This window comes from Bradyrhizobium sp. LB8.2, assembly GCF_040548035.1.
GTDB lineage: Bacteria > Pseudomonadota > Alphaproteobacteria > Rhizobiales > Xanthobacteraceae > Bradyrhizobium.
Genome location: NZ_JBEPQV010000027.1, coordinates 33025 through 58735 on the forward strand (window position 1 = coordinate 33025; position 25711 = coordinate 58735).

Annotated in this window: 21 protein-coding genes, 1 tRNA gene and 2 pseudogenes; 9 read left to right on the forward strand and 15 right to left on the reverse strand. The window is 64.5% G+C overall.

Annotated features, from left to right (window positions below; all coding sequences use genetic code 11):
- Positions 1-1419: a circularly permuted type 2 ATP-grasp protein gene (locus tag ABIB06_RS27685; protein WP_247446432.1), complete on the reverse strand. Its 1419-nt coding sequence runs from the start codon at positions 1417-1419 to the stop codon at positions 1-3.
- 275 nt (positions 1420-1694) lie between these two features.
- Here ABIB06_RS27685 and ABIB06_RS27690 point away from each other — a divergent pair, with 275 nt between their 5' ends.
- The 3 genes from ABIB06_RS27690 to ABIB06_RS27700 all read left to right on the forward strand — a co-directional run bounded on the left by ABIB06_RS27690 (position 1695) and on the right by ABIB06_RS27700 (position 3713).
- A complete protein-coding gene (locus tag ABIB06_RS27690) occupies positions 1695-2432 on the forward strand; it encodes a competence/damage-inducible protein A (protein WP_247338870.1) in 738 nt (245 codons plus the stop codon).
- A gap of 28 nt (positions 2433-2460) precedes the next feature.
- Positions 2461-2988 (forward strand): xanthine phosphoribosyltransferase, encoded by a 528-nt coding sequence (gpt, locus tag ABIB06_RS27695; protein WP_247338869.1) that lies wholly within the window; start codon positions 2461-2463, stop codon positions 2986-2988.
- A 107-nt stretch (positions 2989-3095) separates the two neighbouring features.
- A complete protein-coding gene (locus ABIB06_RS27700) occupies positions 3096-3713 on the forward strand; it encodes a hypothetical protein (RefSeq protein WP_354046403.1) in 618 nt (205 codons plus the stop codon).
- Here the strand turns inward: ABIB06_RS27700 and ABIB06_RS27705 are convergent.
- Complete coding sequence (locus tag ABIB06_RS27705) at positions 3710-3946, reverse strand: hypothetical protein (protein ID WP_354046405.1); 237 nt, start codon at positions 3944-3946, stop codon at positions 3710-3712. The two genes, ABIB06_RS27700 and ABIB06_RS27705, sit on opposite strands and share 4 nt — an antisense overlap.
- Entirely contained in the window at positions 3943-4965 is a 1023-nt protein-coding gene (locus tag ABIB06_RS27710; RefSeq protein WP_354046407.1) for a methionine synthase, read from the reverse strand. Before ABIB06_RS27710 ends, ABIB06_RS27705 begins: the two co-directional genes overlap by 4 nt.
- Positions 4966-5074: 109 nt before the next feature.
- Here ABIB06_RS27710 and ABIB06_RS27715 point away from each other — a divergent pair, with 109 nt between their 5' ends.
- Positions 5075-5683, forward strand: coding sequence for a 2-hydroxychromene-2-carboxylate isomerase (locus tag ABIB06_RS27715; protein WP_354046408.1), 609 nt, complete (start codon positions 5075-5077; stop codon positions 5681-5683).
- A complete protein-coding gene (locus ABIB06_RS27720; RefSeq protein ID WP_354046410.1) occupies positions 5683-6660 on the forward strand; it encodes an NADPH:quinone oxidoreductase family protein in 978 nt (325 codons plus the stop codon). Before ABIB06_RS27715 ends, ABIB06_RS27720 begins: the two co-directional genes overlap by 1 nt.
- A 9-nt stretch (positions 6661-6669) precedes the next feature.
- Here the strand turns inward: ABIB06_RS27720 and ABIB06_RS27725 are convergent, their stop codons facing one another.
- From ABIB06_RS27725 to ABIB06_RS27760, 8 genes are all read right to left on the reverse strand, one after another.
- On the reverse strand, positions 6670-7560 hold the full coding sequence (locus tag ABIB06_RS27725) for a crotonase/enoyl-CoA hydratase family protein (protein WP_247446438.1): 891 nt from the start codon (positions 7558-7560) through the stop codon (positions 6670-6672).
- Positions 7561-7659: 99 nt separating this feature from the next.
- Entirely contained in the window at positions 7660-9081 is a 1422-nt protein-coding gene (locus ABIB06_RS27730; protein ID WP_354046412.1) for an amidase, read from the reverse strand.
- A complete protein-coding gene (locus ABIB06_RS27735) occupies positions 9074-10246 on the reverse strand; it encodes a M20 aminoacylase family protein (protein WP_354046414.1) in 1173 nt (390 codons plus the stop codon). Before ABIB06_RS27735 ends, ABIB06_RS27730 begins: the two co-directional genes overlap by 8 nt.
- A gap of 13 nt (positions 10247-10259) precedes the next feature.
- Positions 10260-11765, reverse strand: a complete 1506-nt coding sequence (locus tag ABIB06_RS27740; RefSeq protein ID WP_354046416.1) for a M81 family metallopeptidase — start codon at positions 11763-11765, stop codon at positions 10260-10262.
- A gap of 143 nt (positions 11766-11908) precedes the next feature.
- Entirely contained in the window at positions 11909-13558 is a 1650-nt protein-coding gene (locus tag ABIB06_RS27745; RefSeq protein WP_354046418.1) for an ABC transporter ATP-binding protein, read from the reverse strand.
- Positions 13558-14445 carry an ABC transporter permease gene (locus tag ABIB06_RS27750; protein ID WP_247338844.1) on the reverse strand — a complete coding sequence of 296 codons (888 nt, stop codon included), beginning with the start codon at positions 14443-14445 and terminating at the stop codon, positions 13558-13560. Before ABIB06_RS27750 ends, ABIB06_RS27745 begins: the two co-directional genes overlap by 1 nt.
- A gap of 19 nt (positions 14446-14464) precedes the next feature.
- A complete protein-coding gene (locus tag ABIB06_RS27755) occupies positions 14465-15406 on the reverse strand; it encodes an ABC transporter permease (RefSeq protein WP_354046420.1) in 942 nt (313 codons plus the stop codon).
- Positions 15407-15573: 167 nt separating this feature from the next.
- Positions 15574-16704, reverse strand: coding sequence for a M20/M25/M40 family metallo-hydrolase (locus tag ABIB06_RS27760; RefSeq protein WP_354046422.1), 1131 nt, complete (start codon positions 16702-16704; stop codon positions 15574-15576).
- A gap of 267 nt (positions 16705-16971) precedes the next feature.
- On the opposite strand from ABIB06_RS27760, the gene ABIB06_RS27765 reads away from it, so the two are divergent.
- Both ABIB06_RS27765 and ABIB06_RS27770 read left to right on the forward strand, forming a co-directional pair.
- On the forward strand, positions 16972-18582 hold the full coding sequence (locus tag ABIB06_RS27765; protein WP_247338841.1) for an ABC transporter substrate-binding protein: 1611 nt from the start codon (positions 16972-16974) through the stop codon (positions 18580-18582).
- 234 nt (positions 18583-18816) lie between these two features.
- Positions 18817-20400 (forward strand): annotated as a pseudogene (locus tag ABIB06_RS27770) (glycosyltransferase family 39 protein); the annotation flags it as partial.
- A 206-nt stretch (positions 20401-20606) separates the two neighbouring features.
- Here ABIB06_RS27770 and ABIB06_RS27775 read toward each other — a convergent pair.
- Together ABIB06_RS27775 and ABIB06_RS27780 are read right to left on the reverse strand one after the other, a co-directional pair.
- Positions 20607-21856, reverse strand: a pseudogene (locus ABIB06_RS27775) (multidrug effflux MFS transporter).
- Positions 21857-22069: 213 nt separating this feature from the next.
- A tRNA-Leu gene (locus tag ABIB06_RS27780) sits at positions 22070-22158 on the reverse strand.
- Positions 22159-22330: 172 nt separating this feature from the next.
- Here ABIB06_RS27780 and ABIB06_RS27785 point away from each other — a divergent pair.
- Positions 22331-22750: a twin-arginine translocation pathway signal gene (locus tag ABIB06_RS27785; protein WP_354046424.1), complete on the forward strand. Its 420-nt coding sequence runs from the start codon at positions 22331-22333 to the stop codon at positions 22748-22750.
- Positions 22751-22775: 25 nt separating this feature from the next.
- Here the strand turns inward: ABIB06_RS27785 and ABIB06_RS27790 are convergent, their stop codons facing one another.
- Complete coding sequence (locus tag ABIB06_RS27790; RefSeq protein WP_354069488.1) at positions 22776-23978, reverse strand: FAD-dependent monooxygenase; 1203 nt, start codon at positions 23976-23978, stop codon at positions 22776-22778.
- Between the two features lie 19 nt (positions 23979-23997).
- On the reverse strand, positions 23998-24243 hold the full coding sequence (locus tag ABIB06_RS27795) for a zinc-finger domain-containing protein (protein WP_007602543.1): 246 nt from the start codon (positions 24241-24243) through the stop codon (positions 23998-24000).
- 307 nt (positions 24244-24550) lie between these two features.
- Here ABIB06_RS27795 and ABIB06_RS27800 point away from each other — a divergent pair, with 307 nt between their 5' ends.
- Positions 24551-25687, forward strand: a complete 1137-nt coding sequence (locus tag ABIB06_RS27800) for a hypothetical protein (RefSeq protein WP_354046426.1) — start codon at positions 24551-24553, stop codon at positions 25685-25687.
- Positions 25688-25711: the final 24 nt, after the last annotated feature.

Sequence of the window (25711 nt, forward strand, 5' to 3'; positions counted from 1 at the left end):
CTACTCGTCCAGAATCCAGGTGTCTTTGGTGCCGCCGCCCTGGCTCGAATTCACCACCAGGGAGCCTTCCTTCAGCGCAACGCGTGTTAGCCCGCCCGGCACGATCGTGGTGCTCTTGCTGCCGGTGAGCACGAACGGCCGCAGGTCCACGTGGCGCGGCGCAAGGCCGGAGGCCGTGCAGGTCGGGCAGGTCGAGAGCGCCAGCGTCGGCTGCGCAATGAAGCCCTCGGGCTCGCGCTTGAGCTTTTCGCGGAAGGCTTCGATCGTCGCCTTGGTCGCGGCAGGACCGATCAGCATGCCGTAGCCGCCGGAGCCGTGCACCTCCTTCACGACGAGTTCGTTCAGATGGTCCAGCACATAGGCGAGATCCTTCGGCTCGCGGCAGCGCCAGGTCGGCACGTTCTTCAGGATCGGCTCCTCGCCGAGATAGAATTTTACGATGTCCGGCATGTAGGAGTAGATCGCCTTGTCATCGGCGATCCCGGTGCCGACCGCGTTGGCAAGCGTGATGTTGCCGGCCGCATAGGCCGACATCAGTCCGGGCACGCCGAGCGCGGAGTCGGGGCGGAAGGTGAGGGGATCGAGGTAGTCGTCGTCGACGCGACGGTAGATCACGTCAACGCGCTTCACGCCTTCGGTCGTCCGCATGAACACTTCGTTGTTCTTGACGATGAGGTCGCGGCCCTCGACCAGCTCGATGCCGAGCTTGTCGGCGAGGAAGGAGTGCTCGTAATAGGCCGAGTTGTAAACGCCAGGGGTAAGCAGCGCGACGGTCGGCTCGCCGGAGGCGCTTTGCGGCGCCACGGAGCGCAGGGCGGACAGCAACTCGTCCGGATAGCGCTCGACCGGCGCCACTCTGTGGCGGGCGAACAGGTCCGGAAACAGCCGCATCATGATCTCGCGGTTTTCCAGCATGTACGACACGCCCGAGGGCGTGCGCGCATTGTCCTCCAGCACGATGAAGTCCTCTGCATCGACCCGGACGATGTCGATGCCGGCGATGTGCACGTAGACGTCGTGCGGCACCTGCTGGCCGTTCATCTCGGGCCGGAAGACCGGGTTCTGAAAGATGAGGTCGTCGGGCACGACCTCGGCGCGGAGGATGTCACGGCCGTGATAGATGTCGCGCAGGAACATGTTAAGCGCGCGCACCCGCTGCTTCAGGCCCTTCTCGAGCAGCGCCCATTCCTTGCCGGACATGATCCGCGGGATCACGTCAAACGGGATCAGGCGTTCGGTGGACTCGGTATCGCCGTAGACCGCGAAGGTAATGCCGATGCGGCGGAAGAGGAGCTCGGCCTCCTGGCGGCGATATTCGAGCGCCTCGGGAGGCGTCTCCTTGAGCCAGCGTGCCAGCTCCTGATAGGCGGGGCGAAGGTCCCCACCGGGAATGTTCATTTCATCAAACGCGAGTGCCATAGATCCCGACTTGTCTCCGCAAGGCGTTGCGCCATTCGACAGGTCGTCAGGCCTTGATGGAGACCGCAACGTCCTGGCCATGCGGCAAGAGTGCATGACTTTCATGCGGTAGCAAGGGTCGGGCCAGCGCGATAAGCATGGGCAGAGGACATTTGCCGGGGATGGCCGGCGGCTTGCCTGAAAAAATGGCTGAGGACTGCTTATTTCGGCAGCAAAAGCGCGTGACTTCAACGCGTTACCTCGGCAAAGTCGGCCCTAAAAGTGAGGGATAGTTTATGAGCGAGATCGTCACGGCGGGCATTCTGGTTATTGGGGACGAGATCCTGTCCGGCCGGACCAAGGACAAGAATATCGGCTTCATCGCCGAATACCTGACCAATATCGGCATCGACCTGAAGGAGGTCCGGGTCGTCTCCGACGACGAGCCCGACATCATTGCCGCGTTGGATGCACTGCGGCATCGCTACACCTATGTCTTCACCACCGGCGGCATTGGCCCGACCCACGACGACATCACCGCCGACAGCGTCGCCAAGGCGTTCGGCGTCGGCATCGACCATCACCCGGAGGTGGTCGCCCGTTTCCGCGAGCGATGGAGCGAGCAGGATCTCAACGAGGCCCGCCTGCGCATGGCCCGCATTCCCGACGGTGCGGAGTTGATCCAGAGCGCGACCATCCTCGCCCCCGGCTTCAAGATCGGCAATGTGATCGTGATGGCCGGCGTGCCCTCGATCATGCAGGCGATGATGGACATCGTCTCGCCCAAGCTGAAATCGGGCGTGCGCATGCTTTCCGAATCGGTCCGCGCCAATGCGCGTGAGGGTGACATCGGCAGCCCACTGCGAGTGATTGCCGCCGAGCACCCCGACACCATCATCGGCAGCTATCCCTTCATGGATGAAGAGCAGAAGCCAAACACGAACCTGGTGGTGCGCTCGCGCGACGCGGACAAGCTGGCGGCAGCGATGGTGGCGGTGAAGGAAATGCTGGCGGGATTGAATATCACCCGCTAGCTGCCGGCAGACGAATTAGGAGACGACAATGGCTGGTGATGCACCGGAACTGAGCGCGCAGGAACGCGCAGGCAAGGCTTTCCCTGTCTCGTGGGACCAGTTCCATCGGGACTGCCGGGCGTTGACCTGGCGGCTCAACGAGGTCGGCCCGTTCCACGCGGTGATCGCGATCACGCGCGGCGGCCTGGTGCCGGCCGCGATCGTCGCGCGCGAGCTCGGCGTGCGCGTGATCGACACGGTCTGCATCGCCAGCTACGACCACGACAAGCAGGGTGACTTGCAGGTCCTCAAGGGCATTTCAGATGCGGCGATGAAACTCGGCGGCGGCACCGGCAAGGGGCTCCTGATCGTCGACGATCTCGTCGATACCGGCAAGACCGGCAAGCTGGTGCGCGCGATGCTTCCCGATGCGCATTTCGCAACCGTCTACGCCAAGCCGAAAGGACGTCCCTTGGTCGACACCTTCATCACCGAAGTCTCGCAGGACACCTGGATATTCTTCCCGTGGGACACAGCGCTGTCCTATCACCCGCCGCTCCGCGACGGGGCGGCGTGACTATCCCCGTCATTGCGAGCGAAGCGAAGCAATCCAGGAATGTATCCGCGGAAATAGTCTGGATTGCTTCGTCGCTTCGCTCCTCGCAATGACGGTCGGAGCCATCGATGCCCCTGCAAAACCGCGTCACGCCGACCGGCGAGATCATTGCCACACCGCACCGCGGCCTGTTCACCGGCAACCGCGGCATCATCCACGATCCCGCGACGAAGACGCTGCTGAGGAAGCGCTGGTCGTCGCCGGCCTGGATCGTTTGCCTGTGTGAATTCCGCGGCTGGCGGCGGCCGGTGATGGCGCGGCGGAGCTGGACCGAGCTGTTCTTTCTCGACGAGGCCACGGCCTTTGCCGCGGGTCACCGTCCCTGCTTCTTCTGCCGCCGCGACGACGCCAAGCGTTTTCGCGCGGCGTGGGAGACGGGCAACGGCGTGAGCAACGCGCGTGCGAAGGAGATTGATGCCCAACTGCACCTGGAACGTCTGGATCATGATCGCAAGCGCTTGCACCCGCTGCCTGCGCCCCTCGCAGAATTGCCTGACGGCGCGATGGTGCAGCAGGGCGAAGAGAGTTTTCTGGTGATACAGGGACGAGCGCTAACGTGGTCGCCTGCCGGCTACGTCCGCGCTACGGGTGAGCTGGCGAGCCCGATGCTGCTGACGCCCCCGTCCACACTGCGCGCGCTCAGTGCCGGATATCAGTTGCTGCTGCATCCCACCGCCCTGGATTAGCGGAGCGGCCTGCCTTCTTCATCCACATTTGTCCGCGCATCGCGCAATGCCCATTCGCGGATCACCTGGCGGCACCGGGTCAGCTCGACTTCGCTCGCGGCATTCGCATCTCGCGATGCGCGCTCCACCATCGCCTTGCAGCCAAGGAGCACGGAGCGATCCTCCGCGCGCGCAGACGCGGTGATCGCCGCAACTGTTGCGACGACGAGCGCCGTCCGGATCACCGTCATCATCCGAGCTTCTCGCGTGCCAGGGCGGCACCGGCACCGAGCGCCATCAACTTGGCTTCGGCGATCTCCCGCCGCATCGGCGCCATGCCGCAATTGGTGGTGGCGATGATGTTGCTCTTGGGTACGAATTTCGACACAGCGTCGATCACCTGCACGACGTCCTCGGCGGTCTCCACCGTGTCGCTGGCGACATCGATCACACCGGCCTGCACGATCTTGTTCTTGAGCAGCGCGAGGAGATCGAGCGGCACCTTCGAATTGCGGCATTCGATCGCGACCTGCTGGATAGGGCTGGCGTCGATCGCAGGAAAGATCTGCTCATACTGCCGCCATTGCGCGCCGAGCGTCTCCTTCCAGTCGGTGTTGGCCTTGATGCCGTAGCCGTAGCAGATGTGCACGGCGGTGGCGCAGGTCAGGCCTTGCGCCGCGCGCTCCAGCGCCTTGATGCCCCAGTCGTTGACCTCGTCCATGTAGACGTTGAAGGCGGGCTCGTCGAACTGCACGAGATCGACGCCGTCGGCCTGGAGCGCCTTGGCTTCCTCGTTCAGGAGTTCGGCGAACGCAAAGGCCATCTTGACGCGGTCGTCATAGTAGCGATCGGCAATGGTGTCGATGATGGTCATCGGGCCGGGCAGGGTGAACTTGAGCTTCTTCTTTGTATGCATCCGCGCGACGCGCGCCTCATCGGCGTGGACGCGGCTCTTCAGCCGGAGCGGGGCGACCACCTGCGGCACCATCGCCTTGTAGCGATCCTTGCGGATGCCCATCTCGACCTTGTGGGCAAAATCGATGCCCTCGATCTTCTCCAGAAAACCGTGGACGAAATGCTGTCGGGCCTGCTCGCCCTCGGTGACGATGTCGATGCCGGCGTCCTCCTGGACTTTGACGGCAAGCATGGTCGCATCGTGCTTGGCGCGGACGAGCTCGTCGCCTTGCGACTTCCATGGCGCCCAGAGCATGTTGGGCTCGGCGAGCCATTCCGGCTTCGGCAAGGAGCCGGCGATCGTGGTTGGAAACAGCATGGCGGCCCTCCCGGCGGGTTGTGTTGCGCCCCTTCCTGCCATGTCTTAACGTCGAGGTACAGAACAACAAAAGTCGCCTTGAAACCTGCGACGCCGGACCGGAAACGCCATGATCGAGTTCTTCTTCGACTGTTCCAGCCCCTGGACCTATCTCGCCTTCCACAACATCCAGCCGCTCGCCAAAGAACTCGGCGCGGAGATCATCTGGCGGCCGATCCTGGTCGGCGGCATCTTCAACACGGTCAATCCGAGCGTCTATGCGCAGCGCGAGACGCCGGTGCCGCTGAAGGCGCGCTACATGAAAAAGGACCTTGCCGACTGGACGCGCTCGGCCGGCCTGTCGATCAAGATGCCGCCGACGGTGTTTCCGGTGAACAGTGTGAAAGCGATGCGCGGCTGCATCTGGCTCGGGCAGGAATCGGTGCCTTTCGCCATGGCGGTGTTCGAGGCCTATTGGGGCGAGGACAAGGATATCTCGCAGGACGCAGTGCTCGCCGACATCTGCAGGAAGGTCGGCGTCGACGAGCAGAAATTCTTCGCGGGCATTTCCGGGCAGCCGATCAAGGACCAGCTCAAGGCCAACACCGAAGAGGTCGTAGCCCGCGGCGGCTTCGGCTCGCCGACGATCTTCGTTGGCAAGACCGACATGTATTTCGGCAACGACCGCCTGCCGCTGATCCGTGAGGCGATCCTGCGCCGCAAGGCGAGCGCGGCCTGATGGTGCGGGCTGTCGTCTGCCGGGCGCTCGGCGCGCCCGAAACGTTGCGGCTGGAGGAGTTTCCGTCGCACGACCTGAAGCCGAGCGAAGTGCGGGTCGCGATCCGCGCCGCTGGCTTGAATTTTCCCGACGTGCTGATGGCGGCCGGCGAATACCAGCTCAAGCCGGAGCTGCCGTTCACGCCGGGTATGGAGGCGGCCGGCGACGTGACCGAGGTGGGCGCAGAGGCGAGCGGCGTCGCCGTCGGCGCCAAGGTCATCGTCAAGATGCGGCACGGCGCCTTCACGGATGAAGCCGTGGTGACGCCGTCGCAGCTCACGCCGATGCCATCGACGTTCGACTATGCGGAAGCTGCGACTTATCTCGCCGGGCATGGCACTGCCTATCACGCGCTGATCGACCGCGGTCGAGTCCAGCCGGGCGAGGTGCTGCTGGTGCATGGCGCCGGCGGGGGCGTCGGCCTTGCTGCCGTCGAGATCGGCAAGATGCTGGGCGCGACCGTGATCGCGACCGCTTCCAGCGACGAGAAGCTTGCCATCGCAAAATCCCGCGGCGCCGATCATCTTATCCGCTACGACCGCGAGCCGTTCCGCGACGCCGTCAAGCGCATCACCGACGGTCGCGGAGCCGACGTCGTGTTCGATCCCGTCGGCGGCGAGGTGTTCGAGAATTCGATGCGCTGCATCGCCTGGGGCGCGCGGCTCCTGGTGATCGGCTTTACCGGCGGCATCGGTTCGGCCAAGACCAATCTGTTGCTGATCAAAGGCGCCAGTGTACTTGGCGTGCGCGCCGGCGAAGCGGTGCGGAAAAATCCCGCGCTTGGCGAGGCGCGTCTGAAGGCGCTGCTGACATGGGCCGAGGAGGGCAAGCTGCGGCCCAACGTCTCGCACCGCCTGCCGCTGGAAGAGTATGCGAAGGCGATGCGATTGTTGATCGAGCGCAAAGCGATCGGGCGCGTGGCGCTGGTGATGGAGTGAGAAGGTGGGTTACTTGTACTCCCGCTCCGTCCACCACGGGAAATAGTCCGGCATGTCGCTCGACACCTTGTTCTTGAACTGCGCAGGGCGTTTCTCAAGGAACGATGTCACGCCTTCCTTCACATCGTCCGAGCGGCCGCGGGCGTAGATGCCACGGCTGTCGACCTTGTGGGCTTCCATCGGATCGTCGGCGCCCATCATGCGCCACATCATCTGGCGGATCAGCGCCACCGACACCGGCGCCGTCTTCGCCGCAAACTCCTTGGCGAGCGCACGGGCGGTCGGCAGCAGATCATCAGGGGCTACGACCTTGCTGACGAGACGGCCGGCGAGGGCTTCCTGGGCTGGGAAGACGCGGCCCGAATAACACCATTCCAGCGCCTGGGAAATGCCGACGATGCGCGGCAGGAACCAACTCGAGGCCGCCTCCGGCACGATGCCGCGCTGGGAGAACACGAAGCCGAACCGCGCGGCGTCGGAGGCGATGCGGATGTCCATCGCGAGCTGCATGGTGACGCCGATGCCGACCGCGGGACCGTTCACCGCGGCGATGACCGGCTTCAGGCATTTGAAGATCCGCAGCGTCACCTGGCCACCGCCGTCGCGCACCTGGGAATCGCTGTAGTCGACCTTGCCGTCGGCGAAGCGTTTTACGGGCCCGCGCCGTGCATCGCGATCAAAGGTGTCGGCGCCCGACGAAAGGTCTGCGCCCGCGCAGAAACCGCGGCCGGCGCCGGTGACGATGATGGCGCGGACGTCGTCGTCCTTGTCGGCGGCATCGAACGCGTCGATCAGCTCCCCTTGCATCTGCGCGTTGAAGGCGTTGAGCTTGTCGGGCCGGTTCAGCGTGATGGTGAGGATCTGCTCGGCGATTTCGTATTTGATCGTCTCATACGCCATGGTGGTTTCCTTCCCTGTCCTGAATTTCCATATCGAGGAGACGTCACGCACGGCCGCCAGCGTCCGTCTTGCGCGGACTGGGCGTGTGGTGGCCAAGCTCTACGTCGCGGGCGGGCTGGGCCAGGGCTTCTGCGGGCCGCGCAAGCTCTCGAACGCCTTGGCCATGCCGAGCACGCCGATATCGTCGAAGCGGCGTCCGACGATCTGGACGCCGATGGGGAAACCCCTGGCGTCAAAGCCGCCGTTGATGGAGATCGCCGGATTCTCCGACATATTCCACGGCACGGTATAGGCGATGTGCTCGAACGGCTTCATGGGATCGTTGGTCGGCGAGGCCCATTCCGCCGGATAGTTCACGTTCGGCGCGGTCGGCGAGATCACATAGTCGAGCTCGCAGAACAGCTTTGATGCCGCGGCGCGGATCGCCATGGTCTGGTTGAAGCCCCTGATGACGTCGACACCCGAGAGCTTCGCGCCAGACTCGCCCCACTTGAAAATGTAGGGCAGCACCTTTGCCTGCTCGGCGGGCGTCAGCTTCGACAGATCATCCCACATCCGCGCGCGCCAAAAGTTGTCGAGGCCGTCGAGCATTTCGCGCGTGAGGATGCCGTCGACTTCGGTGACGACGGCGCCTGCGGATTCGAACGCTTTCGCCGCCTTCATCGCGACCTCGCGCACCGGCTTCTCCAGCGCCTGGCCAACGCCGGGATCGAGCATCAATCCGATACGGAGTTTGCGCGGCGACTTCTCCAGCCCCTTCCAGTTCAGCGGCTCGGCGGGGAGGCTCATGCCGTCGCGCCGGTCGGGTTTTGCCATCACGCTCATCATCAGCGCGCAATCATCGACGGTGCGGGTCATCGGCCCCGCGACGCGGCCGACATATGCGGGATCAATCGGCACGCGGCCAAAGCTTGGCTTCAATCCGACCAGGCCGCACCAGCCCGCGGGCAAACGAACCGAGCCGCCGATATCGGTCCCGAGATGCAGCGGACCATAGCCGGCTGCCGCAGCGGCGCCCGCGCCGGCGCTGGACCCGCCGGGATTCTTAGAGAGGTCCCAGGGATTGCGCGCGAGCGCATGGAAGCTGGAGAGCCCCGAGGACAGCATGCCGTAATCGGGCATGGTGGTTTTTGCGAAGATGATCGCACCGGCTTCGCGCAGGCGCGCGGCGGGCGGTGCGTCCTTCTCGGCCGGCACCAGCTTAACGCTCGCGGCCCCCCGCGGCACGGGCACGCCCTTGGTCGCGATGTTGTCCTTTACCGTCACAGGCACGCCGTCGAGCGAGCCCGACGGCTCGCCGCCGGTCCAGCGCGCGGTCGAGGCCTTCGCGGTCTCGCGCGCGCCGTCGGGATCGAATGCATAGAGCGCTTTAAGATGCGGCTCCCACGCTGCGACGTGCGCGAGCACGTCTTCCAGCACCTCGCTTGGCGAGAATTGTTTGGCGCGATAGCCCGCGATCAGATCGACCGCGGAAAGATCGTGCAGCGAGGTGACCGCCTCTTCGACGCTCTTTTTATGCATTGCTACCTACCGGCATACGGGTCTCGATGATCCGGGCGAACATGCTGGCACCGATCGGCAGGATCTTGTCGTCGAGCACGAAGCCGGGATTGTGCACGGGCACCGAGCCGTCGTGGCCGACCCAGAAATAGGCGCCGGGAATGGTTTGCAGCATGTCGGCAAAATCCTCGCTGCCCATCTTTGGCTGGGCGCGGGTAATCACCTTGGCAGGATCGACGACGGTGCGCGCGACCTCCTCGACCACCTTGGACTGCTCGACCTGGTTGACCAGCACGCCGAAGGTGTCGCGGATGTCGGCTTCGATCTCGCACTGGAAGGCGCTCGCGATGCCGGCGCAGATCGTGCGGATGCGTTGGCTGATCAGGGCGCGGACTTCATCGGAGAAGGTGCGGATGGTGCCGCAGAGATGCGCCTCGCCGGGGATGACGTTGTAGGCGGAACCGGCGTGAATCTGCGTGATCGAGATGACGGCGGCATGCAGCGGCTCGACGTTGCGGCTGACGATGGTCTGGATCGCCTGCGCCAGCGTGGTCGCGATGATCACCGCGTCCTTTGAGCGTTCGGGCATCGCGCCATGCGCGCCGTAGCCGGTGATGCGGAGGTCGAAGAAGTCGGCGCTGGCCATCGCCGGGCCGGGCAGGATCGCGATCTCGCCATGGTTGAGGTCGGGCGCGTTGTGCAGACCGTAGAGCTCGTCGCACGGAAATTTCTCGAACAAGCCGTCCTTGATCATCGCGCGGGCGCCGCCAAGGCCTTCCTCGGCCGGCTGGAAGATCAGATGCACCGTGCCGTCGAAGTTTTTGGTCTCGGCGAGGTAGCGTGCGGTGCCCAGTAGCATGGTCGTATGGCCGTCATGGCCGCAGCCGTGAAAGCGGCCGGGGATTTTCGAACTCCATTTCAGATTGGTGTTCTCTTCCATCGGCAGCGCGTCCATGTCGGCGCGCAGGCCGATACGCTTGCCGCTCGAACCCTTGCCCTTGATGACGCCGATCACGCCGGTGCCGCCGAGACCGCGATGCACCTCGATGCCCCAGCTCTTCAGCTTGTCCGCGACGATGCCGGAGGTGCGCACTTCCTCGAAGCCGATCTCCGGATGGGCGTGGAGGTCGCGGCGAATGGCTGTGAGTTCGTCGGCATAGCCGTCGATGCGGTCGATCGTGGGCATGTGTTGTGTCCAGTTAGCGTGAGGAGGGAGTGAAAACCGGGCCGTTCGGCTTGATGCGAATACCCGGCCGCAGGCGCGTCCATGGCAGCGTAGCCGTGTCCGCGGGCATCGCGCCGGGCGCGGCGCAGATCATCAGCTTTTCCGCGATCGGCTCGAAATCGGCGCGGAAATGCACCGAGCTCTTGTTGACCAAAATCTTCTCTTCGGTCGGCTCGATGCCGACATAGCGGTACATTGCCTGGTCGGCGAGCTGCGCCTTGTGCGAGCTCACGACGACGCGGACGTCGCCGATGCGCAGGCAGGCGGAGGGGCCCATCTCCATCTCGCGGCCGCCATAGTAAGGGCCGGGCGCGATGAAGCGGCCGTCGGAGAGTTTTTCGACGACGAAGGTCTCGCGATAGGGCTCGTCGCCGGGAATGCCGGACTTGCCGCCGAGTGACAGCGTTACGGTGGCGCCGACGCCGGCCGCATGGGCGGCCTTGGCGGATTCCGGATCGTAGATCGCGCCGGTCGCAGCACTCGCCTTGTTGCGTACCAGTGCGCGCAGCATGCCTGTGGTGTCGGAATCGCCGCCGGCGCCGGGATTGTCCTGGGTGTCGGCGATGATGATCGGCTTGCTCGCGCCCTTCGAGAGTTCCATCGCGTGGCGCACGCCGTCATCGGGTGACCAGATCTTGCCGTCGAAATCGTCCTCGTGGCTTTCGATCAGTTTTACGATCGCATCCGCTGCGCGATCGGCATCGGCTTGCGTCTTGCCATAGGCGAACACGCTCGGCCCGCAATCGCGGAAATCGGCGGCGGGGAAGCCGGGCGCGAAGGACAGCGTCGGAACCGCATCACTCTCCAGCGCAGCGAGTTTTTCGTAGATGCCCTTGGTCGGCTGGTCGTTGGTGCACTGCCAGCTGATCGGGATCAGGAACGGCAATTGCCTGAAGGCCTTTGCGAATCGCTGTTTCGTGTCCAGCCGCAGCGCGAGATGCCTTGCGGAGGCGCGGCCCGTCTCGGCCATGTCGACATGGGGATAGGTGCGGTAGGCGATCAGCGCATCCGCATGTTCCATCATGTCGGGGGTGACGTTGGCGTGGAGATCGAGACTGGTGATCAGCGGAACGTCCTTGCCGATGACGCGGCGCACGCGCGCCAGAATCTCGCCTTCGCCGTCGTCGAGATGCTCGGTCACCATGGCGCCATGCAGGTCGAGATAGACGGCGTCGATCGGGCCGGCGGCCGCGATGCCGTCGACCATCACCTTGACGATGCGCTCGAAGGCGTCCCTGGTGACATGCGCGGAGGGGCCGGCACCGCACGCGATCGTCGGAACGAGTTCCCAGCCCTTGGCTTCGGCGCTGTCGACGAAGCCGGCGAGGCCGACATTGATGCGGCGCATCACCCTCAGCACGTCGGCGCCTTCAGTCATCGCCGGCCATCCGCCGCCGTGCTGGAAGTCTGCGAAAGTCGCCTTCGTCGGAGCGAAGGTGTTGGTCTCGTGCAGGAAGCCGCCGACGGCGATACGTGTCATCAACTCAAGTCCAGGCAATTGAAAGTGCGCGACGTTAGCCCTGCCGCTGAGGCGAGAGCAAGGTGGGAAGCAATCGCGCCGTGCATGGCGTCAAGCTGTTTTGGGAATGCTTGCCGCAATCGCCGTCATGCGAGGGGGAGAGACTAAGCGCTCGCCGCCACACCCTCCGACACCGGCCGGAAATTCGCAAAGTCCCAGCCGCGGCCGGGCGCTGCCTCGAGCAAGGCTCTGGTGTAAGCCTCCTTCGGATGCGTCAGCACTTCGGCGGCCGGGCCCTGCTCGACGACACGGCCGTGCTGCATCACCACGACCTCGTCGCAAATCTGTGCTGCGACGCGCAGATCGTGGGTGATGAACAGGATCGCGATGCCGAGCCGCTTCTGTATCTCGTCGAACAGTTCCAGCACTTGCGCCTGCACGGAGACGTCGAGCGCCGAGACCGCTTCGTCCGCCACCAGCACGTCGGGATCGAGCGCGAGCGCGCGGGCGATGGCGATACGCTGGCGCTGACCGCCGGAGAACTGGTGCGGATAGCGCGAGACCGCATCGACCGGCAGGCCGACCAGCTCGAGCAACTCGCGGGCACGCTTCATTGCGTCGGCATGCGACACGCCGTAATTGATCGGGCCTTCCGCGATGCTTTCGCCGACGGTGACGCGCGGGTTGAGGGAGCGGTAGGGATCCTGGAATACGATCTGGATCTTCTTCCGATGCGGCTGCAACAGCCGCCGCGAGATGTCCGAGATCTCGCGGCCGGAAAGGCGCACGCCGCCGGAGGTCGGATCGATCAGGCGCACGATGCAGCGCGCCACCGTCGACTTGCCCGAGCCGCTCTCGCCGACGATGCCGAGCGTGCGGCCCTTGCGCAGCGTCAGCGTGACCTTGTCGGCGGCGACGACTTCGCGGCCCTTACCGAAGAACGCGCGCTCGCGGTAGACCTTGCCGAGCTCATTGGCCTCCAGCACCACCGGTTCCTTGGTCTCAGGCCGTGCCGCGCGCGGCACCAGGCTCGGCACCGCGGAGAGCAGGTTGCGGGTGTACTCCATGGTCGGATTGCGCAGGATGGAATCGAGTGTGCCGGTCTCGACCAATCGGCCCTGCCGCATCACCGCGACGCGGTCGGCGATCTCGGCGACCACGCCCATGTCATGGGTAATGAACAGCACGGCGGTTCCGTGATCGCGCTGGAGGTCGCGGATCAGGGTCAAAATCTGCTTCTGCGTTGTGACGTCGAGCGCGGTGGTCGGCTCGTCGGCAATGAGCAGCTTCGGTTCGAGCACGAGCGCCATCGCAATCATGATGCGCTGGCGCTGACCGCCGGAGAGTCGGTGAGGGTAGGAGGCAAAGATGCGCTCGACCTGGGGCAGGCGCACCTGCTCCATCATGTCGAGGATGCGCTTCTTCCGCGCCTTCGCGTCGAGATTGGTGTGCGCGCGCAGGACTTCGTCGATCTGGCGGCCGACCGGCACCACCGGATTGAGCGCCGTCATCGGCTCTTGAAAAATCATCGCCATCCGCGTCGCGCGCAGCTGGCGCAGGCGGCGGTCGGTCGCGGTGAGCAGCTCTTCGCCGACCAGCTTGACGCTGCCGCCGGTGGGCACCAGCGTGCCCTTCGGCAGCAGGCCCATCGTGGTGAGCGAGGTCACCGACTTGCCCGAGCCGCTTTCGCCGACAAGGCACAGCGTCTCGCGCTCATGGACCTGGATCGAGATGCCGTCGATAATCTTCGGCCCATTGGGCTTCTTGCCGACGGAGACGGCGAGGTGGTTGATGTCGAGGATCGGGTTGGTCATCACTTGCCTTCCCGCTGCTTCATGCGCGGATCGAGTGCGTCGCGGGCGGCGTCGCCGATCAAATTGATGCTGAGGATCGCGATCGAGAGCAGCAGGCCCGGCCAGAAGATCAGCGTCGGCTTGAGCTGGAAATACTGACGGCCCTCGGCCATGATGTTGCCCCAGGTCGGCGTCTCCGGCGAGATGCCGGCGCCGAGGAAGGAGAGGATCGCTTCGGTGAGGATCGCGGAGGCACAGACGTAACTGCCCTGCACGATCAGAGGTGCGATCGTGTTCGGCATCAAATGCCGCCACATGATCTTTGGCAGGGACGAGCCGACCGAGATCGCCGCTTCAACATAGGGCTCTTCGCGCGCCGACAGCACGACCGAGCGCACCAGGCGTGCCACGCGCGGAACTTCGGGGATCGTGATCGCGATCAGCACGGTCCAGAGGCTGGCGCCGGACAGCGACACCACGGCGATTGCCAGCAGGATGCTCGGCATCGCCATCAGGCCGTCCATGATCCGCATCATGACGGAATCGACCAGCTTGAAGAAGCCGGAGACGAGGCCGATCGCCAGCCCAATGACGATCGACATGATCGCCGAGCCGATGCCGATCAGAAGCGAGATGCGCCCGCCATACATGACGCGCGACAGCAGGTCGCGGCCATAGGCGTCGGTGCCGAGCAGGAATTGCGCTGAAGAGGGCTTCAGCCGCTGCGAGGGCGCGAGCTGGATCGGATCATGCGGCGCGATCAACGGCGCCAGGATCGAGATCAGCACAATCAATGCAAGGCAGACGGTCGCTGCCGCGATGATCGGCGTCGAGGTGAGGAATCCGAAGCGCGGCCGCAGCGGCGACGTGATCGGAATGGACGACTGGGGAAGGGTATCGACCGACATTTTTGTTGCCATCCTTGCCTCAGTACCGGATCCGGGGATCGAGCAGCGTGTAGGCGACGTCGATCAGGAGATTGACCACGACATAGATCAACGACGTCAGCAAAATCATCGCCTGGATCACCGGATAGTCGCGCGCCAGCACCGCATCCACCGTGAGGCGGCCGATGCCGGGAATGTTGAACACGCTCTCGGTGACCACGACCCCGGAGATCAAAAGCGCAAAGCCGGTACCGATCACCGTGATCACGGGCACGGCCGCGTTGCGCAGCGCGTGGCGCATCATCACGGCGACCTCGTTGATGCCTTTTGCGCGCGCGGTGCGGACGTAGTCCTCGCCGAGCACGTCGAGCATCGCCGCGCGCGTCATGCGCGCGATCAGCGCGATGTAGATGAAGGACAGCGCGCAGGTCGGCAGGATGATGCGCTCGAAGAACGGTCCAAAACCGTTCGAGATGCTGCGGAAGCCCTGCACCGGCACCCAGCGCAGGTCGATGGCGAAGACTTCGATCAGGATGTAGCCGACCACGAACACCGGCACCGAGAAGCCGAGCACGGACAGGCCCATCACGAAGCGGTCGATCCAGGTGCCGTGCTTCCACGCCGCGATGACGCCCAGGGGAACAGCGACAATGACGGCGAGAACGATGGTCGATAGCGCGATCGAGATCGACGGTTCGACGCGCTGGCCGATCATCTTCATGACGGGCAGGTTGGAGATCAGTGAAGTCCCGAGATCGCCGTGCAGCAGCTTGTTCAGCCAGGTGATGAACTGCACGATCAGCGGCTCGTTCAGGCCCAGTGAGGTGCGGATGCGCTCGAGCCGTTCCGGCGTGGCGTTGTCGCCGGCGAGAATTGCCGCGGGATCGCCCGGGGTGAGGCGAAGCAGGAGGAACACGAACAGCGCCACCACGCCCATCACGGGCACGGCGGCGAGAATTCGGCGAAGGAGATATCCGAGCAAGTTGGATCCCGTCAGATTAGAGTCAAATCAGAGGCCGCGGCTGCAGCCAGGGTTCTGCCATCAGCCTAACATTTCAGCAATTCCCGTGCCATCCGGACCACAGTTTTTGCAGTGCGGTCACCCTGTTTTGGCGATTTGGCTCAGTTTTGGTGAGCTGGCGCGCGTTGTCACTCCAGAGTCGCGAGCAGCCCCGCCATCAGCCGGCCGCGTTCGGCCAGGCTCTCGACCTCGATATACTCTTCGAGCGTGTGGCCGTTGCCGCCACGCACGCCCAGGCCGTCGAGAGTCGGGATCCCCATAGAGCCCGTGAAATTGCCGTCGGAGCCGCCGCCGGAACTCGCATGCGGCAGTTCTGCGCCGAGCGACTTGGCGATACCGCGCGCCTTTTCGTAAAGCGCCATGGTGCCGGCATCAGGCTCCCACACCGGACGTGTCACGCCGCGCGTCACCTTGAATGCGACATCATTGGCTGTACCGGAGAGCGCCAGCATCCTCTCGACGCCGCGATCGAGGTCGGCCTGGCGCTTGGCCATCGACAGCGCCTCGCCGGTGGCGGTCGTGGCAACGCAATTGACCCATTGTCCGCCATGCACGACGCCGACCGAAAAGGTGCAGTCCTCGCTCGTCATCGCGTCGATGGCGAGGATTTGCCGCGCCATCTCGCGAATAGCCGAGCGGCCCGCCGACAAGGTCGCGCCGGCGTGGCTCGGCCGGCCCGTCGCCTCGAGATTGAAGCGCGCGATGGGGTAACGTCCGGTGGTGACGCCGTTGTCGGCGCGGCCGGGCTCGGGCACCAGCACGTATTTATTGCGCGCGGCCTCCGCCTCGATGATATCCCGCGTGGAGGGTGTGCCGACTTCCTCGTCGGGCGTGAACAGCACGGTGATCGGCAGCGGCGTCGTGAACGCGGCGCGGGCTAGTTGGCGGATCGCTTCCAGCGAAAGATAGTTGCCGCCCTTCATGTCGTAGATGCCGGGCCCGTAGCACTTGCTGCCCTCGCGGCGCCATTTCAGCTTCTCGATGGTGCCAACGGGGTGGACGGTATCCATGTGTCCGGCAATCAGGATGCCCGGTTCGCCCTGCTTCGGATGCGGAAAGCGTGCGCGGATCACGCCTCCATAGCCTTGGCGGCCGGCGATGCGCTCGATCGTCGCACCCATGATCGCCATCTCCCGCGCTGCGATATCGAGCATGCGATTCACGGCGCCCGCGTCCCAGGTCGGGCTTTCGCATTCCACCCAGCCGCGCAGGCCCTGGAGCATCGCTTCGGGATCAAAGGGGAGATTGGCTGGATTCATCTCAATGTCTCTCAAGCTTCGGAAGATGGAACGCGCATTGCATCGGCGGGGCGAGACAAGCGGAAAGTGTTGTAGAGCCAAACCGATCCTTGTGGAGCCCGTGCGCGCGCCGCTTGGGCTTGCAGCGAAACCGGATTGACGCGCTCGGCACTGTCTGCAAGTCTCGGAAAGATAAAGGCATTGCATGAGGTTGGTTCGCCTAAAGAACGAACCGGATGCTCAACCAATAACCTGCCTTTGAACAGTTTCACGTCAGGAGAAATTTTTATGTTTAAGTTGATGCGCCGGGGGGCTCGCGCGTTCGCCTCCAAACTTGCGCTGTCGGTCGTCGCGCTTTCGACCGCGCTGGCTTCGCCGGCGCTTGCGGCCGGCAAGACCATCACGGCGGTGATGCATTCGGATCTGCGCATCATCGATCCGATCTTCACCACGGCCTACATCACGCGTGACCATGGCTACATGATCTATGACACGCTGGTGGCGCCCGATTCGAACTTCAAAATCCAGCCGCAGATGGCGGACTGGAAGATCTCCGACGACAAGCTCACCTACACCTTCACGCTGCGCGACGGCTTGAAGTGGCATGACGGTGCGCCGGTCACGGCGGAAGACTGCGTTGCCTCGCTCAAGCGCTGGGCCGCTGTTGACGGCATGGGCCAGAAGCTGCTCGACTTCACCGCGAGCATCGAGGCGACCGATGCCAAGACCATCACGCTGAAGCTGAAGGAGCCCTACGGCCTCGTGCTCGACTCGATCGGCAAGCCGTCCTCCCGCGTTGCCTTCATGATGCCGAAGCGCCTCGCCGAGACGCCGCCGGACAAGCAGATCCCCGAGCAGATCGGCTCGGGTCCTTTCAAGTTCGTGCAGTCGGAATTCCAGCCGGGCGTCAAGGCGGTCTACGTCAAGAACACCGACTACGTGCCGCGCAAGGAGCCGTCGAGCTGGACCTCTGGCGGCAAGGTGGTGAAGGTCGACCGCGTCGAGTGGATCACCATGCCGGACTCGCAGACCGCGGTGAACGCGTTGCAGTCGGGCGACATCGATTTCATGGAGAATCTGCCCTACGACCTGCTGCCGTTGCTGGAGGCGAACAAGGAGATCACGCTCGAGGTCTCGAACAAGTTCGGTTTCCAGACGCTCGGCCGGATGAACTTCCTTTATCCGCCGTTTGATAATGTCAAAGTGCGCCGTGCTGCCTTTCTGGCGATAAACCAGAAGGACGTTCTCGACGCGCTCGTCGGCAACGCCAAATATCAGAAGATCTGCGGCGCCTTCTTCGTGTGCGATACGCCATTCGCGACCGAGGTCGGTGCCGAGACCTTGATCAAGGGCAACGGCATGGCGGAAGCCAAGAAGGCGCTCGCCGAGTCCGGCTATGACGGCACCCCGGTCGTGATCATGGCGCCCGGTGACGTCACGACGCTGAAGGCACAGCCGATCGTTGCGGCTCAGTTGCTGCGCGAGGCCGGCTTCAAGGTCGACCTGCAAGCGACCGATTGGCAGACGGTGGTGAGCCGCCGCGCCAGCCAGAAGCCGCCGAAGGAGGGCGGCTGGAACATGTTTTTCACGAACTGGGTCGCGGCCGACGTCTCCAATCCGATCGCCAATCTCTCGATCGGCGGCCAGGGCAAGAAGGGCGGCTGGTTCGGCTGGGCGGAAGACGCCAAGATCGAGCAGCTAAAGGACGCTTTCGTCCGCGCGCCCTCGCTCGACGAGCAGAAGAAGATCGCGGCGGACATCCAGAAGGAAGCCTATGAGCAGGTGATCTACATCCCGCTGGGGCAGTATCTCCTGCCGAGCGGCTGGCGTAAATCGCTGACCGGCGTGCTCGACGGTCCCGCGACCCCGCTGTTCTGGAACATCGACAAGTCGGAGTAAGGCGAAGGCGCCTCCTCGGCACATTTCGTCCGGATCATCATGCGGCGCCGCTGTCATCAGCGGCGCCGTTTTCTTTCGTCGATCTTGCGCAAGCTGAGAAGGCGGACATTTTCAAAATCTTCTAGTTTCCAATCATTGCTATTTGTTTCTGCTCTGAAGTAGATGTGTCGTTCTCGCGCATCACCTTCCTTCCTCCATTTGATTCCCGTGCCGATCGATTTTGCATTCCAGGCGATGGCCGAACGGTCCGATCGCACGCCGGCGCGATGGCGCCTGCCATTTCTGCGTTGGCTCGACGGCGTCGAGGCGGGCTGGGCCGTGCCGCTTCTCATCGCTTGCTTCGTTGCGATCTGGACGCTCTATCTCGCCGTCGCCTATGCCGGCGGCGGCCTGCATCCTGATACGCTGGAGGCCTGGACGCTGGGGCGACATTTCGCGTGGGGTTATGACAAGCACCCGCCGTTGACCGGCTGGGTTGCCGCGAGCTGGACCTCCGTCTTTCCGCTCAGCGACTGGTCGCTGCAATTGATGGCGATGGCCAATGCCGGGCTCGCGTTGGTCTTCGTCGATCTGGTCGCGCGTCAATTCGTGAGCGGGCATAAGCGTATCCTGGTGCTCTTGCTCCTGATGCTGACGCCGGCCTATCAATTCCACGCCCAACGCTTCAACGCCAATGCCGTGCTGCTCGCAACCTAGCCGCTGGCGACCTGGTGCTTCCTGCGCGCGTTCGAGACGCGCGCGCCACTGTGGGCCGTCGCGGTGGGATGGACGACGGCGCTGGCAATGGTCGGCAAATATTATTCGATCTTCCTGATCGCGAGCTTCGCGTTTGCCGCGCTGGCGCATCCGGCGCGACGTGCCTATTTCACGTCGGCTTCGCCCTGGATCTCGGTGGTTGTCGGGCTTGCTGCTCTGTCACCGCATCTTTATTGGCTCGCGACGACGGGGGCGTCGACCTTCGCCTATGCGCTGAACCATGCCAACGGCAATGCTGCGAGCTCGCTCGGTGAGGTCAGGAACTTCCTGCTGGGGCTGGCGGCGGCGATGAGTGCGTCGGTCGTGCTCTGGGTCCTGATCGCCGGTACGCGGCTGAAGCAGTTTCCGGCCGATTTCGCCGCGATGAATCCGGGCCTGCGGCTTCTCTTTTATGTTGCCATCGGCACGATTGCGCTGCCGGTCCTGATCTCGCTGGTGATCGGCACCGATCTGCCGTCGCTGTGGGCGTTGCAGGGGTTGTTCCTGTTCGCCGTTCTCGTGGTCTGCGGCACAAGCTACCCGATCCAGCGCTTCTACACCGTCAACCTCACCGTGATCGTGGCCGGCGTCGCGCTCGCGGCCGTCCTCGTCGCTGCGCCGATCCATGCCGTCTATCGCAACGATCACGGTTACGAGGAGGGGCGCAATCTTTACGCGCAGGCAGCCAGCGAACTGACACGCCAGTGGCGCGAACTGACCGGCGAGCCGCTCGCCGCCGTCAGTGGCGACGATTCGCTGGCCTTCGCGACGGCGTTCTACAGCCCGGACCACCCGCACTACGCGCGGCCGTTCGCGTATCAAGATGCCTCGGGCTTGCCGCGCAAGACGACGCTGGACCGCGGCTGGGCCGCGCTCTGTTTCCGCGATCAGGATGATTGCAGCCGGTGGATGGAGTTGGTGTCCGGGCGCGCCGGGCACTTCGTCAGGCGGGAGTTCACCGCGCAGGCGCAGCTATGGGGCCGGCCCGGTCTCTCGCGGGAAGTGATAGTGATGATGGTGCCGCCCCGTGGAACGCCCGAGAGCGCCGCAGACGATTTCAGCGCCAGCAGACGCGCGGCGGAACAGGCGTCGCGCTCAGCAGTGGCTGTCGCGGACCCGCTCGAGCCCTTCGCTCGCGAATGGTACGGTAAAGGCGGGCTTCTCGGCGTTCGACGGCGTGCGTTCCGTCTTGGCTCGCTCCGCGGCATCGTGGTCTTTACGGTGTTCCGGTTCCATGGAGCAGCCTTTCAAATTGCTGCAGTACAACATCGAGAGCGCCGCGAAGTTCCTCACGCGATAGAGCGATGATGCGGCTTAAACAGCCGTCCCTTTTCCACCACCAGCACGATCGCGAGAGCTGCGAGTGACGACACGAAGAAGCCGACCGAGAACGGCATCAGCGTGCCGTCGAAACTTTGTCCGATCGCCATGCCGACGACGATGCCGATCAACGTCGTGATCGAGCCGTAGAGCGAGGACGCCGTGCCGGCGATGTGGCCCTGCGGCTCCATCGCGAGTGCGGTGAAGTTGGCGACCATCATGCCGAACGAGAACATCATCAGCGCCGAGAGCACCATGAATACGGGAAGCGGCAGCATGCCGAGGCTTTCCGTCAGCAGCATCACAGCCGCGACCGCGGTGTAAAGCGTCAGCGCGCCGTGCGAGATCACGCGCATGCCGAGGGTCCCGACCAGCTTTGCATTGAGGAAGCCGGCAATGGCCGTACCGGCCGCGATCGCAGCGAAGGCGATCGGGAAGTAATGGCCGAGGTGATAGATGCCGGTGAAGACCTGCTGGGCCGAGAAGACATAGGCAAATAGCGCGCCTATGACGCTGCCGGCAGCCGTCGCATAGCCGATGGTTGGCGGTTGGTCACAGTCTGCCGGAACGCCGAGAGCACGTCGGCAGGCGCCAGCGATCTGCGTTCGGACTCTGGAAGGGTTTCAGGCAGTCGCAGCACGCTCCATGCGAGCGCGAGCAGGCCGTAGAGCATGAGCACGACGAAGATGCCGCGCCACGCCGTCACCAGCAGAACCGCCTGACCGAACGAGGGCGCGATCACGGGCACCGCGATGAACACCATCATGGCGAGCGACATCACGCTCGCCATCCGGCGGCCGACATAGCAGTCGCGCACGATCGAGGTTGCGATCACGCGCGTTGCCGAGGTGCCGAGCCCTTGCAGCGCACGCGCCAGCAGCAGCGTCTCGAACGAAGGCGCCGCGACCGCCAGCACGCTCGCCACCGCATAGACCGCCATGCCGCCGAGCAGCACTGGGCGGCGCCCGAAGCGGTCCGACAATGGGCCCATGACGAACTGGCCGGCGCCGAAGCCGATCAGGAAGGTCGACAGCACCAACTGAAGATGGTTGGCGACGGGGATATCGAAGGCTGCCCCGATATTGGGCAGCGCCGGGAGCATCATGTCCATCGCAAGCGGATTCAGCGCCATGATCGACGCGATCACGATGACGAATTCGGGAAAATCCATCGGACGATGTCCCGCGGACACCCAATCGTCGGCATTGACGTCGGACAAGGAAGCTCACCTCTGATTTCAGAGGCTTTATCTAACGCCCATGCTGCATTGCACAAGCTATGTTTCGGGATGGCTGGCAGGCAGAGCCGGAACGGCACCTGCGAGTGCACGATGATTGCGTCATCGCCTGCACGCTGAAGGATTGAACGCGGGAGGTCGGCATGAGTGCATCTTGTGGATCATGCTGCTGCACGTTCGCGCCGTCAGCTCTCGTGGTGCGGGCAGCCGGGGTCGAACCGGCACAGCGCTTGCGCGCCGAGGGATTTTAAGTCCCTTGCGTCTACCAATTCCGCCATGCCCGCTTGATCCAAAGAGATCAAACACTTAAGTCCCTTCCGGCCGTCTGGAATTGGCGCCTGGTGGGCCGGTTGGGCGGTTCTTCCTTAAGCGAGCCGGCCGCACAAGGCAAAGCCTCAATGCGGACATCTGTTGCTGCTTTAGGCATTCTCAATCCACTGGGACTATTCATCCGGCATGTCAGCTTTGATCCAACATCGCCTGCGCGCGTGCTGCATGGCCGTCGCACTGGTCGCGGCCGGCTTGGCGCTGTCTGGTTGTGCCGGCATGAGCGAGACGGTCGCCCCGGCCTTTGCCGATCCCGCCAAATACGAACTGTACGAGTGCAAGCAGCTCGAGTCGGAGCGCAAGACGCTCGCCACCCGCACCGCGGACTTGCAGAGGCTGATGGACAAGGCGCAGACGGGCACCGGCGGCGCCGTCGTGTCAGAACTCGCCTATCGCAACGAATACATCTCGGTGCGCGGGCAGGCGCAGCTAGCCGAAGACGCCTGGCGTCGCAACAAATGCCGGGAAACGCCGCCCGAGGCGACACCGGCTGCGGCGCCCGCGCCTGGCGCCAAGCCTGCCCCGAAATCCGCAAGATCGGTGCGCTGAGACATCGCGCCGACGGCGCCTCGCATCAGGGACGCCAGTCGTAGATCCAGTCCTGCCGCGCCAGCATGCGGTCGGGGCCGAGCGTGCGGATCGCAAGATCGCGTGCGAACGCGAGCGGCCCACTGAAATGATAGATGCGGCCCTGCTGCCGCGCCGTCCGCTGCACCCGCCGCACGCGCGTCTGGCGCGCACGGCCGTATTGTCTCAGTGCAGCAGCGATGCCCGCGGTGCTCTCGGCGGTCTCAAGGGTCAAATGCTGCGCGAGCACGGCGGCATCCTCGATCGCCATGCCGGCGCCCTGGGCCGCAAACGGCAGCATCGCATGCACGGCGTCGCCGAGCAGTGCGACCGGGCCTTTGCTCCAGGGGCAGTCGTCAGGCACGCCGAACAGCGCCCATTTCTGCCAGCGATCGACCGTGGCGAGCATCATCCGCGCCGCCGCCGGCCAGCGCCGCGCGCCGAAGGCCTCCATCACCTCCAGGGGATCGCCGGGCGTGCTCCAGCCCGGCCTGTTCCAGGTGCCCGGCAGCACCGCGACCACGTTGATCTGGCGTCCGCCTGCGATCGGGTAGGCGACGAGATGGGCGTTCGGGCCCATCCAGAGCTGGACCCGGCGCGCGGTGTAGTCCTTCGGCAGTTGCGTGGCATCGAGCGTGCCGCGCCAGGCGATCAACCCGGAGAAGCGCGGCTGCACCTCGGGAAACAGATGCTGGCGCACCGTCGACCAGATGCCATCGGCGCCGATCAGCGCACTGGCGAGATCGCTGCGGCGGATCGTGCCGCTGCGATGGACGACCGTCAGCCCCTTGGCGTGAGGCGCGACGTCTTCGAAGGTCGCGCCGAGTTTCAGGTCGATATCGGGATGGTCGGCGACTGCGCCGGCGAGGGCGGATTGCAGGTCGGCGCGGTGCACCACCCAATAGGGGGCGCCGGCGCGCGCGGCGGCAGCTTCTCCCAGCGGCATGCGCAAAAGTTCGCCGCCGGCCCGCGCGCTCATGATCGAGACCGCCTCCGGGGTCACCGCGCGCAGCTTGAGCCGCTCGGTGAGGCCGAGCTCGACCAGCACGCGGCTGGCATTGGGGGAGAGTTGCAGACCGGCGCCGACTTCCTCGAGCCGCTCGGCCTTTTCCAGCACGACGATGCGGAAGCCGCGGGCCGCGAGCGCAAGCGCAGCCGTCAGTCCACCTATGCCGGCACCGGCAATGACAATGGTTCGGGAGAGCGCCACCCCTGACCGATGGCAGCGGTCAGGCCACCTTGTCCTTCAGGACGCATTCCGGCGGACGGGCTTCGCCCGCCTTCAGGTCGGCGGCGAAGCGGTACAGCGTCGAGCAGTAGGGACAGATGATCTCGTTGTCGTTGCCGAGGTCGAGGAAGACGTGCGGATGGTCGAACGGAGGGTTGGCGCCCACGCACATGAACTCTTGCGAGCCGATTTCGATGACGGGGACACCGGCATCGTTATGGAAGTGCGGGACGACATGGTCGGACATCGTAGTTCATCCTGGAGTGGCAATGGCAGCAGATACAATCACGACAGACGCGGCATCATTATGGCGCCGCGGACCATACTGGCGGGTCAAGATGATTGCTAGTCCAGCGGAACCGAAAGTCCGCAATTGCCCCATGCTCGTTTTGCTCATGCAAATTCGACACAATCTTGCGGCTTGAGAGAAGCCCTTCTTTCGTCGGGGACGTTGTGTCGCAACTTTGGCATACTATGTCGGTGGGCGAGCGCAATTGCGACGAAAGACGAACCGTCAAGGCATCAACGATCTCAGGACCGTCCAGGTTTTCCGCATGAAATGGCTGCGAATCAGCACAGCGTTGACCGGTATTGCGGCATGCGGCTTCATGCTCGCGCAGGTAGCACCGCATGCGCGCGAGGCCGGCGCGATTTTGGCCGCCCAGGAGGATCCCGCCGCGCTCTCCGAACTCAAGCTCGATGCGCTGCTGCGGCAAAACGATCGTCTGATTCAGAACAACATCGAGGCCGCGCTCGCATCGGGCGACGCCGATCTCGCGGACAGTTTTGTCGCGTTGGCGGGCGACCGCAACGTCGCGCTGCCTGACGACCTCCTGAGCCGCGTCAGCGACGCGGTCAAAGACGAAAATTCCACCTCGCATTTCGCAAAACGGTTTGCCACCGGGCTCGTCACCGGCAACGCGGAGGATGTTGCGAGCCTGTCGGGAACCGTGGCCGGCGATCTCTTCGTGATCGGCGACATCAGGGACGTCGTCCGCGAGGGCAAGCATCTCGCCATGGGCGAGGAGACCGATCGCCTGGTGCTGGGCCTTGCGGCCGCTGGTCTCGCGGTCACGGCCGTGACCTACGTCTCCGTCGGCGGCGCCGCGCCGGTGCGCGCCGGGCTGACGCTGGTGAAGGACGCGCGCAAAGTGGGGCGACTCGGCGAAGGACTCGCGGCATGGGCCGGCCGGTCCGCGCGCGAGGTCGTTGATACCCCGATGCTCCAGAACGCGGTTGCCTCCGGCTCGGTGCTGCGACCGGGCCAGACCGCGAGTGCAATCAAAGCCGCGTTCCGCGCCGAGAAGGCCGGCGCACTGGTTCGGCTCGGCAAGGATGTCACGCGTGTCGTCGAGAGGACCGGCACGCGCGGCGCGATGGATAGCCTGCGCATCGCCGAAGGCCCCAAGGATGTCGCACGCGCGGCCCGGCTCGCGGAAGCGCAGGGCGGCAAGACGCGCGCGATCATGAAGCTGTTCGGCCGCGGCGCGCTGCTGCTGATCGGCGGCGCGTTCAATCTCGCACTCTGGCTGTTCGGCGCGGCCCTGACGCTGTTCGGCCTGTTGTCGTCGATCAAGGCGACGACGGAGCGCCTGACCCAGGCCTGGTGCGATCGCAGACGGACGCGGCGACTTCGCCGGGCCCAAATCGCAGCCGAAGCCGCTCTGGCAAGCGCTGCCGTCACGGCCTAAGATCGACTTCTTCCCCTCAAGATT